13 protein-coding genes are annotated in these 14,937 nt (G+C 74.0%); 6 read left to right on the forward strand and 7 right to left on the reverse strand.

All coding sequences use genetic code 11. The features are described 5' to 3' along the window. Positions 1–68 precede the first annotated feature (68 nt). From ACIA8Q_RS05675 to ACIA8Q_RS05700, 6 genes are all read right to left on the reverse strand, one after another. Entirely contained in the window at positions 69–1,268 is a 1,200-nt protein-coding gene (locus ACIA8Q_RS05675; RefSeq protein ID WP_396316798.1) for a hypothetical protein, read from the reverse strand. After that, entirely contained in the window at positions 1,265–1,843 is a 579-nt protein-coding gene (locus ACIA8Q_RS05680; protein ID WP_396316799.1) for an NADAR family protein, read from the reverse strand. The genes ACIA8Q_RS05675 and ACIA8Q_RS05680 overlap by 4 nt, the downstream gene beginning before the upstream one ends. Positions 1,844–1,962: 119 nt before the next feature. Further along, a complete protein-coding gene (locus ACIA8Q_RS05685; RefSeq protein ID WP_387897682.1) occupies positions 1,963–2,661 on the reverse strand; it encodes a hypothetical protein in 699 nt (232 codons plus the stop codon). 90 nt (positions 2,662–2,751) lie between these two features. Further along, positions 2,752–3,462: a hypothetical protein gene (locus tag ACIA8Q_RS05690; RefSeq protein ID WP_360210122.1), complete on the reverse strand. Its 711-nt coding sequence runs from the start codon at positions 3,460–3,462 to the stop codon at positions 2,752–2,754. A 191-nt stretch (positions 3,463–3,653) separates the two neighbouring features. Beyond that, complete coding sequence (locus ACIA8Q_RS05695; protein ID WP_396316800.1) at positions 3,654–4,154, reverse strand: hypothetical protein; 501 nt, start codon at positions 4,152–4,154, stop codon at positions 3,654–3,656. A 218-nt stretch (positions 4,155–4,372) separates the two neighbouring features. Continuing rightward, positions 4,373–5,932: an MFS transporter gene (locus tag ACIA8Q_RS05700; protein ID WP_387897690.1), complete on the reverse strand. Its 1,560-nt coding sequence runs from the start codon at positions 5,930–5,932 to the stop codon at positions 4,373–4,375. A gap of 102 nt (positions 5,933–6,034) precedes the next feature. On the opposite strand from ACIA8Q_RS05700, the gene ACIA8Q_RS05705 reads away from it, so the two are divergent. Beyond that, positions 6,035–6,898: a helix-turn-helix transcriptional regulator gene (locus ACIA8Q_RS05705; RefSeq protein WP_360210118.1), complete on the forward strand. Its 864-nt coding sequence runs from the start codon at positions 6,035–6,037 to the stop codon at positions 6,896–6,898. 58 nt (positions 6,899–6,956) lie between these two features. On the opposite strand, the gene ACIA8Q_RS05710 is transcribed toward ACIA8Q_RS05705, so the two are convergent. Then, positions 6,957–7,343, reverse strand: a complete 387-nt coding sequence (locus ACIA8Q_RS05710) for a hypothetical protein (protein WP_360210116.1) — start codon at positions 7,341–7,343, stop codon at positions 6,957–6,959. A 281-nt stretch (positions 7,344–7,624) separates the two neighbouring features. Between ACIA8Q_RS05710 and ACIA8Q_RS05715 the strand changes: the two genes are divergently transcribed. The 5 genes from ACIA8Q_RS05715 to ppdK all read left to right on the forward strand — a co-directional run bounded on the left by ACIA8Q_RS05715 (position 7,625) and on the right by ppdK (position 14,852). Then, positions 7,625–8,839, forward strand: a complete 1,215-nt coding sequence (locus tag ACIA8Q_RS05715; protein WP_360210114.1) for a histidine kinase — start codon at positions 7,625–7,627, stop codon at positions 8,837–8,839. After that, on the forward strand, positions 8,827–9,471 hold the full coding sequence (locus ACIA8Q_RS05720) for a response regulator transcription factor (RefSeq protein WP_360210112.1): 645 nt from the start codon (positions 8,827–8,829) through the stop codon (positions 9,469–9,471). Before ACIA8Q_RS05715 ends, ACIA8Q_RS05720 begins: the two co-directional genes overlap by 13 nt. A 20-nt stretch (positions 9,472–9,491) precedes the next feature. Continuing rightward, the gene (locus ACIA8Q_RS05725; protein ID WP_396316801.1) at positions 9,492–10,262 is read left to right on the forward strand and encodes a DUF4097 family beta strand repeat-containing protein; all 771 of its coding nucleotides are present in this window, start codon (positions 9,492–9,494) and stop codon (positions 10,260–10,262) included. Between the two features lie 148 nt (positions 10,263–10,410). Continuing rightward, entirely contained in the window at positions 10,411–11,580 is a 1,170-nt protein-coding gene (gene dusB / locus ACIA8Q_RS05730) for a tRNA dihydrouridine synthase DusB (RefSeq protein ID WP_360210108.1), read from the forward strand. 563 nt (positions 11,581–12,143) lie between these two features. Then, positions 12,144–14,852 carry a pyruvate, phosphate dikinase gene (ppdK, locus tag ACIA8Q_RS05735; protein ID WP_360210106.1) on the forward strand — a complete coding sequence of 903 codons (2,709 nt, stop codon included), beginning with the start codon at positions 12,144–12,146 and terminating at the stop codon, positions 14,850–14,852. Positions 14,853–14,937: the final 85 nt, after the last annotated feature.

Genomic DNA, 14,937 nt, shown 5'->3' on the forward strand with positions numbered 1-14,937 from the left:
GATCGCCCCACCCTGTCCATCTCGACCCTGACTGCGGGACATCCTGGCGTCGTTATGTGGCTGGGGAGTTAAGGGAGCACGTCCAGTCGTGACCGAGTGGTGTCAAGGAGCTCGCAGAGGGCGGACGCCGCGAGAAGTGCGCCGGTCGCGCTCCGGAGCAGCGTCGCCTCGAAGTACGGCCCCGGCAGCAGCGCGGCCACCGCGCACCCGACGGCCAGGCCCGCCGCCGCGGCGGGGAGCAGTCGGAGGGACTCCCGGCGCAGCGCGGCCGCCGCCACCAGCAGGCCCGCGGCGGCAGCGAGCCGGGGAGTGCCGAAGGAGGCGCCGTAGCGGATCGCGAGCGCCGGCACCAGGAAGAGGGCGAGCGCGCGGCCGGTCGTCGCGGTGAGCGCGGCGACCCGGGGGCCGGGTTCCTGCGCGGACCGCGGCAGCGCCGCGGTGACGGCCAGGGCGGCCACCGCGGCGAGCGCGCCGGGCAGGTGCCCGCCGAGCCGGCCCAGGTTGTAGAGCAGCACGGTGTCGTACAGCACCAGCATCAGGTGGCCGTACAGCCACAGGTCGACCGCGAACAGCACCGGGCTGCGCGGCGGTCGGTCGGCGGGCGGCTCCCGCCCGGCGATCCGGGCCAGCAACGGCGGGGTGACCAGCGCCGAGACGATCCGCAGCGCGATGTCGTCCACGGTGTACGGGTTGTGCAGGTCCCACTCCACCGCGCAGAACGCCACCGTGTAGGAGGCGGCGGCGAACGGGACCAGCGGCGAGCGCGCCACCCGTACGTACAGGCCCCGGTCCAGCCGGCGCAGCACGGCGGCGAACGCCAGCAGCACCAGCGGCAGTTCGAGCAGCGCCTGGACCCGGAGCACGGTGGGCGCCAGCAGCTCCGGTGCGGGGAAGTGCGCCGCCAGCCGGTCGAGCAGCGCGTTCGGGCCCGCCAGGTCGAACCAGCCGGGCGGCAGGTGGCGGGCGACGAACGCGGCGCTGCCGTCGTGCACCCGGCGGACGTACACCGTGAACAGGGCCTGGTTGAGCAGGATCAGTCCGACGACGACGGCCAGCGCCGCCTCCGGGCCGAAGCGCCCCCCGCGCCCGGGCGGGACCTCCCGGCTCCCGCGCCCCCGCGGGACCTCCCGGCTCCCGCGCCCGGGCGGGACCTCCCGGCTCCCGCGCCCGGGCGGGACCTCGCGCCGCCACGCCCGTGGCGCCAGTGCCAGCGCCGCCCCCGTCGACAGCAGCACGGCACCGTCCAGCAGCGGGACGACCGCCCTCACGGGGCCAGCCGTGCGCGGGCCTCCATCAGCGCGAAGCCGAGCAGGTTCTCCCCCCGCCACTCGGCGGGGCGCTCCGCCCGGGCGTCGTCCGCGGCGAGCCCGATGCCCCAGATCCGGTCCACCGGACTGGCCTCGACCAGCACCCGCGCCCCCGTGCCCAGCAGGTACGCCCGCAACCGCTCGTCCTGCCCGAACTTGGCGACGTTGCCCTCGACGACCAGCTCGAACCGACCGGCCTCCCACGCCTCGCCGTCGAAGCCCCGGACCAGTCGGCCCAGCTTCTTCGCCTGGGCCGGGGTCCGCGCCTCCAGCACCTGCCGCGCGATGGCCTCGTCCCCGAACATCCGGGCCTTGCCCGCCATCATCCAGTGCTCGGCCGACGGGTACGTCACCCCGTCCACGGTGAACTCCGCGGGCCACCACTGGCTCAGGCACTCCTGCCGGGTGCCCCCGCCCCCGCGCGCGGTGTGCCCCCAGAACATCACCCACTTCGGCCGCGCCCCGGCCGCCGTCAGCGCCGCCAACTCGGCCCGGCTGCGGGCCTCGCCGGGGTGCCCCACGTGCTTCTCGTTCATATCGTCACTCTGACATGAAGGGGCGGGTCCGGGCCAGCGGGTTTCGGGGCGGCAGTCGGGGGTGCCCCCCGGGGGGCGCTGTGGAAGAGCGCGCCCCGGCCCGGGTGGGAGCCCGTCGCTCAGGCCGCCGGCAGGGTGTCGGCGAGCTCGCGGAAGCGGGCCGAGGGGCGCATCATGCCGTTCGTCCCGACGTTGAGGTTCTCGAGCCAGCCGTCGCGGTACCAGAAGATCGACGAGGTCAGCGGCGCCGGGTCGCCGGCGGCGAGGTTCCCGGACAGGTCGATCATGAAGCGGATCGCGTTCAGCGAGGCGCTGGTGCGGATCGGCGCGGCGCAGAAGGCGTTGCCCGTGGGCAGGGTGACCAGGGCGCCGTAGGGCAGTTCGATCCCGCCCAGGGCCTGCTCCAGGCGCAGCGCCCGGGCGGCGCCGGGCCAGGCGCCCGTGCCGTTGACGGCGTACAGGGTGTCGCCGTTGGTGGCGTTGAAGGACCGCCGGTTGAGGTCCTGGGCGGGCAGGTTGGCGAACGCCCGCTCCCACAGCTCCGGGCGGCTGATGCTCCACTGGTCGGCGGCGTGCTCGGCGATCGACAGGGCCGCCGTCGCCCCGCCCCGCTTCCCCCCGTCGACGCAGAGGACCACCGACAGCTCGTCGTCGATCCGCTGCGCCATCGTGTCCGGCCCCAGGCCGCTGGTCGGGGTGATCAGGAGCCGCAGCCGGTCCCGGACGTCGAAGACCGAGATCCTGGCGAGTTCCCTGCACGGGCCGTGCTCGTCGCACAGGGGCTTCGGAAGGTTCTTGCGGCTGCCGAACAGCGGCATGGGTGGCTCCCCCGGGTGGTCGTGGTGCGGTCGGATCGGGGCCACAGCCTTCCAGGTGTCGCCCCGCCCGTCCCGGAGATCACGCGATTCTCACACTTCGCCGGGCGGCGCGTCAGGGCACCGGTGCTCCCAGCGCAGTGCGGGGTGGCCCGGGACCCAGGCGGTCCAGGTGTGCGGGGCGATCCGGAGCCGGACGGCGGTGGCGCCGGGGCGCCCGGCCTCCTGCCAGGCGGCCAGGAGGGGTTCGGCCTCGTCCCACAGGGCGCGCCGGCCGCTCTGGTGGGCCGTCCAGCCGTAGGTGTCGTCGCGGACCTCGGCCAGCGAGCCGGGGGTCGCCAGGCAGTGGATCGACTCCAGGTCCTCGCCGATGGTGACGTAGTACTCCGCGTCGGGGAAGGCCAGTTGGACGAGGAGGGCGGCCGCCGGGTCGCTCAGGAGGGTGGGGGTGATCCGCGCCGGCCGGCCGGGCCCGGCGAAGGTGATCCAGTACGGCTGGCTCCGGGCGTACCGGGCGGCGTCGCCGGGGAGCGCGTCGGCGCGGGCGATGATCCCGCCCTCGGCGGTGCCGTCCGGCAGGACGGTGAGCCGGGCCAGGCCGGCGCCCTCGCTCCAGGTGCCGAGGACGGCCACGAGGGTGGCGCCGGGCCTGCTCCGCGCCACCCAGGCGTACGGGAGCCGGCGGACCGGGCGGGTGGCGAGCACCTTGTCGTACGGCGGGCGGTTGGGCGGGGCGGCGGCGCCGGCCTCCAGGAGGTTGTCGTCCTCCTGGAGGTCCAGCGCCTGGTGGATGTCCGGGGTCATGTCCCTCCTCGGGGTGGCCGTCGGTACGGGGTGCCCGCCGCGGCGGGGCGGATGACCAGGGTGACAGCCCGGAGCGCGGGGAGGAAGGCCGGGCGGGCCTGGCAGGAGGGCACCGCGGGCGGGAGCCGGTGCGGGCCGTGGGGGCACCGCGCCCGGTGGGCGCTGCGGTCGCCGGTCGCCACGACGGGACGTCAGCGGCCGTCGACCGCCCCGCTGCCGAGGCCCGGCCACGGTGTCCGCCGCATCCGGGGCAGCACCGTGGCCACCAGGGCGGCCGCGCTCAGGGGCAGCAGGACGGCGAGCGCCCCGACCGCGGCCGGATCGCGCAGGCCGCCGAAGACGGCGCCCGCGCCGCCGACGGCCAGCAGCCCGGTGCAGAGCGCCGTCCCCGCCGCGAAGGCCGCCGCGCCCGCCGCCCCCTGCCGCAGGCGGTGCGCCGCCCGGGCCCAGCACCACACGGCGGTGGCGGCCACCAGCAGGATCATCAGGAAGCCGATCCCCGCGACCAGGTTGTCGATCTGGGCCGTCTCGTACTCGGCGGAACCCCACTTCTCCCGGGGCGGCAGCCGATCGCCCGGATGCGGCCGCATGGCCAGGGCGTAGAAGGGGGCGGCCCCCCAGAACCCCGCGCCGACCACCATGAGCCGGGCGACCGCGGTGCGGTGGGCGGAACGGGCGGCTTCGACGGACACGACGGTCTCCTCGGGTGTGCGGTAGGTACGGGACGAGCCTTCCGCAGGCGCCCCGGCGCGGCATGAGTACGGGTACTCACCCCGCCCGGGTGCCGGCACCCGGGCCCGGGGCGGGGTGAGTGACGCCCCGACGGGCACCGCCCCGCCGGGAACGGCCGGACCCCGCGGTCACGGGGTGACCGCGGGGCCGTCCTGCGCGCCGTGACCCGCCGGCCGGGTCAGCCGATGGAGCGGGGGAGACGGGTGGTCAGGTAGAGGACGGTGAACGAGCCGAGGAGCTGGAGACCCAGGCAGAGGGCGAGGGCGCGGTCCATGCCGAGACCGGGGGAGAGCGACAGGTAGAGGGTGCCGAGGGTGGCGACGCCGAGGGCGAGGCTGGCCTGCTGGCTGGTGGCGAGTACGCCGCTGCCGACGCCGGCGCGCGCGGTGGGCACCTTGGAGAGGACGACCCGGAACAGCGGGGTGCCGATGAGACCCTGCCCGATGCCGGCCAGGGCGACGCCGGGGGCCATCCGCAGCGGCGAGAAGTGCGCCCAGTCGGTGAGCACGGTCGCGGCGAGGGTGGCCAGGCCGGTGGCCTGGACGACGGCACCGGCGCTCAGCACCCGGCTGCCGTACCGGCCGATCAGCCGCGGGCCGGAGAGCGAGGCGCTGAAGTAGCCGACGGCCATCGGGACGAGTGCCCAGCCGGCCGCCACCGGGCCCAGGTGCAGGCCCTGCTGCAGGGCGACGGCGATGACGAACATGAAGCCGCCGAAGCCGGCGAAGTAGGGCAGGGCGATGCCGAGGCCGCGCCGCATCTCGGGGATGCGCAGCAGCGTCGGCGGCACGAGCGGGGTGTCGCCGCGCCGCTCCGCGCGGCGTTCGACGAGGGCGAAGGCGACGGCGAGGACGGGGAACAGGGCCAGCATCACCCAGGACCAGAGCGGCCAGCCGGCGGCGCGGCCCTCCATGAGGGGGACGAGCAGCGCGACCAGGGCCGCGGTGAGCAGGACGGTGCCGGGGACGTCGACCCGGGCGGCGCTGGCGGCCCGGCTCTCCGGGACGTAGCGGACGGCGAGGACCACCGCGAGCAGCGCGAACGGCACGTTGAGGAGGAAGACGGAGCGCCAGCCGGTGCCGAACAGGTCGGCGGCGACGAGCATGCCGCCGAGCACCTGGCCGATCACGACGGAGATGCCGCCGACGGCTCCGTAGACGCTGAGGGCGCGGCCGCGCCGGGCCCCCTCGGTGGCGGCGGTGATGGTGCCGAGGACCTGCGGGATCAGCAGTGCGGCCGAGGCGCCCTGGGCGGCCCGGGCGGCGACCAGGCTCCAGGCGCCGGGGGCGAGGCCGCAGGCGAGCGAGGTGACGGCGAAGGCGAGCGCGCCGATGACGAAGAGCCGGCGCCGGCCGAAGATGTCGCCGAGGCGGCCGCCGAGCACCAGCAGCACGGCGAAGGCGATGCCGTAGCCGGCGGCGACGAGTTCGAGGACGGCGGGGCCGGCGGCGAGGTCGTGGTCGATGGTGGGCAGCGCGACGTTGACGATGAAGAAGTCGAGCATCGGCAGGAAGGCCCCGAGCAGGACGGTGACCAGCCCGGCGGTGCCGAGGGAGGGGGTCCCGGGGGACGGGGCCACGGCGGGGCGGCCGCCGGTCGAGGGGTGGGCGGTCGACGGGCCGCCGGTGGCCGGGGTGTCGGTGGCCGGGATGCCGGCGGGGCGGGTGGCGGTGGCGGTGCTGCCGGGGGTGGTGGCGGCGCGGGCCGGTGCGGCTGCGGTGGCGAGGTGTCGGGTCACGGGTCATACGATCCGCTGCTCCGCACCCTGGTACCAGAGTGTGGTTATCCGGGTATGAGAAGTACCTGGCAACAGGATCGCGGCTGACGCATGCTGGGAACCATGAGCCTCGTCACCCCGCCCGCGCAAGCCCGGAACACCCCTGCCGACGCCCGCCGGCACGACCTGGCGGCCTTCCTGCGCAGCCGCCGCGAGCGGATCGCACCCGAGCAGGTCGGCCTGCCGATGACCGGGCGCCGCCGGACCCCGGGCCTGCGCCGGGAGGAGGTCGCGCAGCTCGCCGCCGTCGGGGTGACCTGGTACACGTGGCTGGAGCAGGGCCGCGACATCCAGGTGTCCGCCCAGGTGCTGGACGCGGTCGCCCGTGCGCTGCTGCTGGACCCGAGCGAGCGCGCCCACCTGTTCACCCTGGCGGGCGCGGACGACCCGGCGCCGGTGGTCGACTGCCCGTCGGTGACGCCCAGCATCCGCCTGGTGCTGGATCAGCTGGCGCCCTGCCCGGCCGGAGTGATCAACACGCGTTACGACGTGCTGGCGTACAACGCCCAGTACACCGGGATCGTCGGGGACCTCGCCGAGCTCGCCCCGGAGGACCGGAACCTGTTGTGGCTGGCGTTCACGCCCTCGCGCTTCCGCGAGGTGCTCGTGGACCACGACACCGAACGCGACGTGATGGTGGCCCGGTTCCGCGCCGGGATGGCCGACCACAGTGCGGAGCCGGCCTGGAAGACGCTGCTGGCGCGGCTGCGCAGGGCCTCGCCGGACTTCGAGGCGGCCTGGCAGCGGCACGACGTGATGCGCCCGGGCAACGGCATCAAGCGCTTCCGGGTGCCGGGCGTCGGACTGCTGCACTGCGAGTACACCAACCTCTGGCTCGGCCCCCGGCTCGGCACCCGGATGATCACCTACACCCCGCGCGACGAGCAGACCCGCGAGCTGATGAACCGTCTGCCCACCACCCGCTGACCGGCCCGGCGCCCCGCCTCGGCACCGACCCTCAGAGACCGACCCTCAGGGACCGGCCTCAGCGTCCGGCCGCCGCGGCCCGGCCGAGCAGGACGCAGACCACGGCGAGCGGCAGTTCGACGAGGAACGCCATCACCAGCGCGGCGAGCACCGCGTGGCCCGGCCCGGCGCAGGCGACGTCGGCCAGCGCGTCCCCGGCGAGCAGCAGGGCGACGGCCGCGCCGGCCACGGCGGCGGCGCTGCTGCGCCGGCGCAGCAGCGCGTCGAGCGAGACCAGCGCGGTGAGCTCGACCAGGTCGAGCACCACCCACGGGGTCTCGTGGCAGACGGCGAGGACCGCGAGCCAGGGCAGCAGCGCGACGGCGGCCAGCGCCGGCACCCGCTCGAAGCGTGCGGGCAGGACGAACGGGGCGGCCGGGCGGCCGGCCAGGACGGCGGTGCTCATGCCGCGCCGCCGTCCCGGCCGGCCCCGACGGGCAGCGTGCCCTCCGGCCCCGCCGCGCGGGGCGCGCCGTCGGGAGTAGCCCCGTGGCTCCCGGGGGCGGGCCGCCGGTGCGGCGGGGTGGCGGAGTGCGGTGCGCTGCTCGTCATGGGCCCAAGAATTCCGTCGATCATGGTCCGTTGTCGGTGGTGCCCCGCTCCGAATCGGGGGTGTACCCAGGTACACCCCCGCCGGGGCGCCCCCTTCATGGCGGTCGATGATCACCGGGCCCTACGCTGTCGGCCATGTCCTCCACACCGTTGCGCCGAGCGCTCGTCAGGAGCCTCCGGCGCACCCCGTGGTCGCCCGGGGCCTGGCGGGACACCCGTCTGATAGCCGCCGGCATCCCGATCGCCCTGCCCGTCTGGCTGGCCGTCACCGAGTCCGCCCTGTTGATCCCGGTGCTCGTCCTGGTCCTCGGCGGCACCCGTCCGCTGACGGCCCTCCAGCGCGGCCGGCTGCGTGCCCTGCACGGGGTGGAGGTGCCGCCGCCGCGCCCGGCCGGCGGTTGGCACCGGTGGCTGCTGGGCCTGACCTGGCGCCAGAGCGCCTACCACCTGGTGGTCGGCCCGCTGCTGGCGGTGGGCGCGCTGGCGGTGCTGTACGCCTGGGGTGCCGGGCTGGTGATGGCCTGCACGTACGGCTGGATCTGGTTGCTGCCCAGTGGCGGGCTGCGCTCCGAGCTGGCCGGGCTGGACGTCGCGATCACGCTCTGCGGGGTGCTGCTGCTGGCGGCCGCGCCGTGGCTGGCGGCCCTGGCGGCCTGGCTGGAGGTGCGTGCGGCGGGCCTGCTGCTCGGCCCGAACCGGGCGGAGAGGCTCGAGCGCCGGGTGGAGGAGGTCACCGAGAGCCGTGCCGGGCTGGTGGACGCGGTGGACGCCGAGCGCCGCCGGATCGAGCGGGACCTGCACGACGGCGCCCAGCAGCGGCTGACCTCCCTGGCGATGAACCTGGGCCTGGCCCGGCGCACCCTCAAGGACGTGCTGCCGCCCGAGGCCATGCAGGTCATCGTGGCCGCGCACGAGGAGGCCCAGGCGGCCATCGACGAGCTGCGCGACCTGGTCCGCGGCCTGCACCCGGCCGTCCTGGAGGACCGCGGCCTGGACGCCGCGCTGTCCGGGATCGCCGCGCGGGCCCCGCTGCCGGTGCGGCTGGACGTCGACCTGTCCGAGCCGGTCTCGCCGACGGTGGAGGCGGTGGCGTACTTCACCGTCTCCGAGGCCCTGACCAACGTGGCCAAGCACGCCCGCGCCCGGCGGGTCGACCTCTCGGTGCGGACGGCCGGCGGCCGGCTGCGCCTGGTCGTCAGCGACGACGGCGTGGGCGGCGCGGATCCGGCCGGCGGGACCGGTCTGACCGGTCTGCGCAAGCGCACCGCCGCGGTCGACGGCACCCTCTCCGTTCTCAGCCCCCTCGGGGGTCCCACCACCATCACCGTGGAGTTGCCGTGCGTGCTGTGATCGCCGAGGACTCGGTCCTGTTGAGGGTCGGCCTGGTCAAGGTCCTGGAGGCGGTGGACTTCGAGGTCGTGGCCGCCGTCGGGGACGCCACCGAGCTGCTGGCCGCGGTCGAGGAGCACCGCCCGGACGTGGTGGTGGCGGACGTCCGGATGCCGCCGGGCTTCCACGACGAGGGCGTGAAGGCCGCCATGGTGATCCGCCGGGAGTGGCCGGAGGTCGCCGTGCTGCTGCTGTCCCAGTTCGTGGAGGAGCGCTACGCGGCCGACCTGCTGGCCACCAACACCAGCGGCGTGGGCTACCTGCTGAAGCAGCGGGTCGCCAACGTGGACGACTTCCTGGACGCGCTGCAGCGGGTCGCCGCGGGCGGCACCGCGCTGGACCCGGAGGTGGTGGCCCAGCTGCTGGTGCGGCGGCACCGGGATCCGCTGGAGAAGCTGACCCCGCGCGAGCGGGACGTCCTCGGCCTGATGGCGGAGGGCCGCTCCAACGCGGCGATCGCGGGCGCGCTGGTGGTGAGCGACAGCGCGGTGGCCAAGCACATCAACTCGATCTTCACCAAACTGGACCTCCCGCCGGCCGACGACAGCCACCGCCGGGTGATGGCGGTGCTGCGGTTCCTGGAGGTCGGGTAGCGGTGGCGGGGGAGAAGGGGGTGGCGGTCCGCAGGGCCTGGCGGGTCACCGGGACGGTCGCGACCGTGCTCGGCCTGATCGGCGCCGGGGTGCAGAGCTGGGCGGTGGCGGTGCAGCAGCAGACCACCTCCGTCCAGTCGTACGACGTGGCGGTCCACCGGCTCAGGCTGGACACCGGCAGCGCCGCGGTGCGGATCAGGGCGGGCCGGGACGGCCACGTGGTGGTGCGGCAGAACCTGGACTGGACGGTGCGCAAGCCGGTGGTGTCGGCCACCTTCGAGGGTGACGTGCTCACCGTCGGCATGGACTGCCGGCAGGTCCTGCCGGTCGCCGACTTCGGGTGCGGCGCCCAGATCGATCTGGAGGTGCCGGCCGGCACCGACGTCTCGGGGGAGGTGGGCTCGGGCAGCGTCCAGGTGGAGGGCCTGAGCGGCGGCGTCCGGATGGACCTTGGCTCGGGTCAGCTGCGGCTGGTCGACATCTCGGGCGAGGTGTACGCGCACACCGGTTCCGGGATGGTGCAGGGCGTGGACCTGAGCTCCGGGCGGGTGGAGGTGGAGAGCACCTCGGGCGCGCTGGAGCTGTCCTTCGCGAAGGCCCCGCGGTCGGTGGACGCCAGGACGGCCTCCGGCTCGCTGCGGATGACCCTGCCGACCGGCACCCGGTACGGCTTCAGCGGTGAGGCGGGCAGCGGCAGCCGGCACATCGACCCGAACCTGGCGGACTCCGCCAGCCCGAACCGGATCCACGCCTCGGTCGGCTCCGGGTCGGTCACGATCGACCCGTCCTGAGCCCGGGGCGGTCGGGTGCCCGGGGCCCGGGGCCGGCCGGCGCCCGCCCCGGCCGCCGGGCGGTGCCCGCACCGGGCCCGCACCGGGCCGGTGACCCGGGTGGGGGACAATGGAGAGTCCCCGTCCCCTGCCCCGAGGTCAGCCGCGCATGACAGCCACGTCCGCACCCACCGCGTCCGACACCGAGTTCGCGCCGCTGGACATCGGCCCGATCCGGGTGTGGCCGCCCGTCGTGCTGGCGCCGATGGCCGGCATCACCAACGCGCCGTTCCGCACGCTCTGCCGTGAGCAGTCCGGCGGCAAGGGCCTGTACGTGTCGGAGATGATCACCACCCGGGCGCTGGTCGAGCGCAACGCGAAGACCATGCAGCTGATCAGGTTCGACCCGAGCGAGAAGCCGCGGTCGATCCAGCTGTACGGCGTGGACCCGGTGACCGTCGGCAAGGCCGCCCGGATGATCTCGGACGAGGGCCTGGCCGACCACATCGACCTCAACTTCGGGTGCCCGGTGCCCAAGGTGACCCGCAAGGGCGGCGGCTCGGCGCTGCCGTACAAGCGCAACCTGCTGCGCGAGATCCTGCGCGAGGCGGTGGCCAACGCGGGGGAGCTGCCGGTGACGATGAAGATGCGCAAGGGCATCGACGACGACCACCTCACCTTCCTGGACGCCGGCCGGATCGGCGCCGAGGAGGGGGTGGCCGCGATCGCCCTGCACGGGCGCACCGCCGCCCAGCACTACGGCGGCACGGCGGACTGGTCGGCGATCGCCCGGCTGCGCGAGTCCGTCCCGGCGCACGTCCCGGTGCTCGGCAACGGGGACATCTGGTCGGCGGACGACGCGCTGCGGATGATGCGCGAGACCGGGTGCGACGGCGTGGTGGTGGGGCGCGGCTGCCTGGGCCGGCCGTGGCTGTTCAAGGACCTGGTCGCGATCTTCGAGGGCGACGTCGACTACGCCCGCCCCGACTTCGGCTACGTGGCCCGGGCGATGGTGCGCCACGCGCAGCTGCTCGGCGAGTGGATCGGGGACGAGGCACGCGGCGTGGTCGACTTCCGCAAGCACGTCGCCTGGTACACCAAGGGCTTCTCGGTCGGCTCCGAGCTGCGGGTGCGGCTCGCCGGCTCCTCCTCCCTGGCCGAACTGGCCGAAACCCTGTCCGAGGTGGAGCAGTCCCAGGGGTGGCCGGCCGGTGCGGACGGCCCGCGCGGGCGCACCAGCGGCAACAACCGGGTGGTCCTGCCGGAGGGGTGGTTGGACGATCCGTACGACTGCGCCCGACCCGGCGAAGACGCCGAATCGGACACCTCTGGCGGATGATCTGTCCTTAGTGGCGAAATGGGCCTCCGAGGGTCCACTGCCACCCGGTCCCAGCCCTCTTGTCCAATCTGGACAGGAGGGCTCCTTTTCGGCGCCCGATCGTCACGCTGCGGGCATGCGAGTGGACGGAGTGCGACGATCGGCGGAGGTGGCCTACGCTCGAAGGGCGAGATGTGCTGGTGACTCTTGCCACATACGGTGTCGACTGATGGCGGGTCAGTGGACGAATTGGACAGGTCGGCGGTGAATCGCTTCCCGAAGCCGGTCGGCCGGGGATCGGGGATCCGGGTGCAGGAAATCAAGCCGGGGCAACGCGACGGACCCGGCGCCGCTACCCTCCGTCCGAATCGTGTGATCTTCACGTTTCCTTGCGTTCAAGACTTGAACGCTGGCTAGCGTCATCCGGACGATTTCACCAACAGAGGTGAACGCCTTTATGTGCTTTCGATCTAGCGGGTTACCGCTGGGTACCGGCCTCGTACGGCCTATTCGGGGCAGAGAAGTGCCTTCGAAATGGGTATGTTCTCCGGCGTCAGGGCAACCGCGTACGAGGAGACCGACCCGTGCCGTCCCAGCAGAAGTTTGTTTACTCCTTCACCGAAGGAAACAAGGACCTCAAGGATCTTCTTGGTGGCAAGGGCGCGAACCTGGCCGAGATGACCAACCTGGGACTCCCCGTCCCCCCGGGGTTCACCATCACCACCGAGGCCTGCAAGGTCTTCCTGGAGACCGGCAGCGAGCCGACCTCGCTCCACGAGGAGATCGGCGCCCACCTGGACGCCCTCGAGCAGGAGATGGGCAAGAAGCTCGGCCAGGCCGACGACCCCCTCCTCGTCTCGGTGCGCTCCGGCGCGAAGTTCTCCATGCCCGGCATGATGGACACCGTCCTCAACATCGGCCTCTCCGACGCGTCGGTGACCGGCCTCGTCGCCCAGTCCGGCAACGAGCGCTTCGCCTGGGACTCCTACCGCCGCCTGGTCCAGATGTTCGGCAAGACCGTGCTGGGCGTCGACGGCGAGCTGTTCGAGGAGGCCCTGGACGCGGCCAAGCACGCCAAGGGCACCGTCAACGACCTGGACCTGGACGCTTCCGACCTCCGGGAACTCGTCGAGGTGTTCAAGGGCATCGTCCAGCGCGAGACCGGCCGGGCCTTCCCGCAGGACCCGCGCGAGCAGATGGACCTCGCCATCCACGCCGTCTTCCACTCCTGGAACGGCGACCGCGCCCGCCTGTACCGCCGGCAGGAGCGCATCCCGAACGACCTCGGCACCGCGGTCAACGTCTGCAGCATGGTCTTCGGCAACCTCGGCGAGGACTCCGGCACCGGCGTCGCCTTCACCCGTGACCCCTCCACGGGCGCCCAGGGCGTCTACGGCGACTACCTGTCCAACGCCCAGGGCGAGGACGTCGTCGCCGGCATCCGCAACACGCTGCAGCTGTCCGAGCTGGAGAAGCTCGACAAGAAGTCGTACGACGAGCTGATGGCGATCATGCAGAAGCTCGAGAACCACTACCGCGACCTCTGCGACATCGAGTTCACCATCGAGCGCGGCAAGCTCTGGATGCTGCAGACCCGCGTCGGCAAGCGCACCGCCGCGGCCGCCTTCCGGATCGCCGTCCAGCTGGTCGACCAGGGCCTGATCGACCTGGACGAGGCCCTGATGCGGGTCACCGGCGGCCAGCTCTCGCAGCTCATGTTCCCGCGCTTCGCCCCGAACGCCGAGTCCAAGCAGATCGGCTGGGGCCTGGCCGCCTCGCCCGGCGCCGCGATCGGCAAGGTCGTCTTCGACTCCTACACCGCCGTCAAGTGGTCCCGCTCCGGCGAGAAGGTCATCCTGGTCCGCCGCGAGACCAACCCGGACGACCTGGACGGCATGATCGCCGCCGAGGGCATCCTCACCTCGCGCGGCGGCAAGACCTCGCACGCCGCCGTGGTCGCCCGCGGCATGGGCAAGACCTGCGTCTGCGGCGCCGAGGAGCTGGAGGTCGACACCAAGTCCCGCCGGTTCACCACCGCCGACGGCCTGGTCGTCGAGGAGGGCGACGTCGTCTCCATCGACGGCGCCTCCGGCAAGGTCTACCTCGGTGAGGTACCCGTCCTGCCGTCCCCCGTCGTCGAGTACTTCGAGGGCACCCTGCACGCCGGCGCCGACGTCCAGGGCGGGCTGGTCCAGGCCGTGCACCGGCTGATGTCGCACGCCGACGGCCGCCGCCGCCTCGCGGTGCGCGCCAACGCCGACAACGCCGAGGACGGCGGGCGCGCCCGCCGCTACGGCGCCCAGGGCATCGGCCTGTGCCGCACCGAGCACATGTTCCTCGGCGAGGAGCGCCGCAAGGAGGTCGAGCACCTGATCCTGGCGGACAACGACAAGGACCGCGAGCTCGCGCTCTCCACCCTGCTGCCGCTGCAGAAGAGCGACTTCCTGGAGCTCTTCCAGGCGATGGACGGACTGCCCGTCACCGTCCGCCTGCTCGACCCGCCGCTGCACGAGTTCCTGCCGAACATCACCGAGCTGTCGGTGCGCGTCGCCCTCGCCGAGGCCCGCAAGGACCCGAACGAGAACGACCTGCGCCTGCTCCAGGCGGTGCACAAGCTGCACGAGCAGAACCCGATGCTCGGCCTGCGCGGCGTGCGCCTCGGCCTGGTCATCCCCGGCCTGTTCGGCATGCAGGTCCGCGCCATCGCCGAGGCCGCCGCCGAGCGCAAGCTGGCCGGCGGGGACCCGCGCCCCGAGGTGATGATCCCGCTGGTCGGCACCGTCCAGGAGCTGGAGCTGGTCCGCGACGAGTGCGAGCGCGTGCTCGCCGAGGTCGCCCAGTCCACCGGCGTCCAGCTGGACATCAAGCTCGGCACCATGATCGAGCTGCCGCGCGCCGCCGTGACGGCGGGCCAGATCGCCGAGGCAGCCGAGTTCTTCTCCTTCGGCACCAACGACCTCACCCAGACGGTCTGGGGCTTCTCCCGGGACGACGTGGAGGCCTCGTTCTTCACCGCCTACCTGGAGAAGGGCATCTTCGGGGTCTCCCCGTTCGAGACCATCGACCGCGACGGCGTCGGCTCGCTCGTCAAGCACGCCGTCGAGGCCGGCCGGGCCACCCGCCCCGACCTCAAGCTCGGCGTCTGCGGCGAGCACGGCGGCGACCCGGACTCGGTCCACTTCTTCCACGAGGTGGGGCTGGACTACGTCTCCTGCTCCCCCTTCCGGATCCCGGTGGCGCGCCTGGAGGCCGGCCGCGCCGCCATCGAGACGGCGGGCAGCGACTCGCGCTGAGAGAGGGTAGGCATCCCCTCCTCGGCCGCGAGCCGGACTGACCGCTCCCCTCCCCACCGGGAGGGCGTGCACCGGAGCTCGGCGC

Origin of the sequence: Kitasatospora sp. NPDC051705 (assembly GCF_044453265.1) — a bacterium.
GTDB lineage: Bacteria > Actinomycetota > Actinomycetes > Streptomycetales > Streptomycetaceae > Kitasatospora.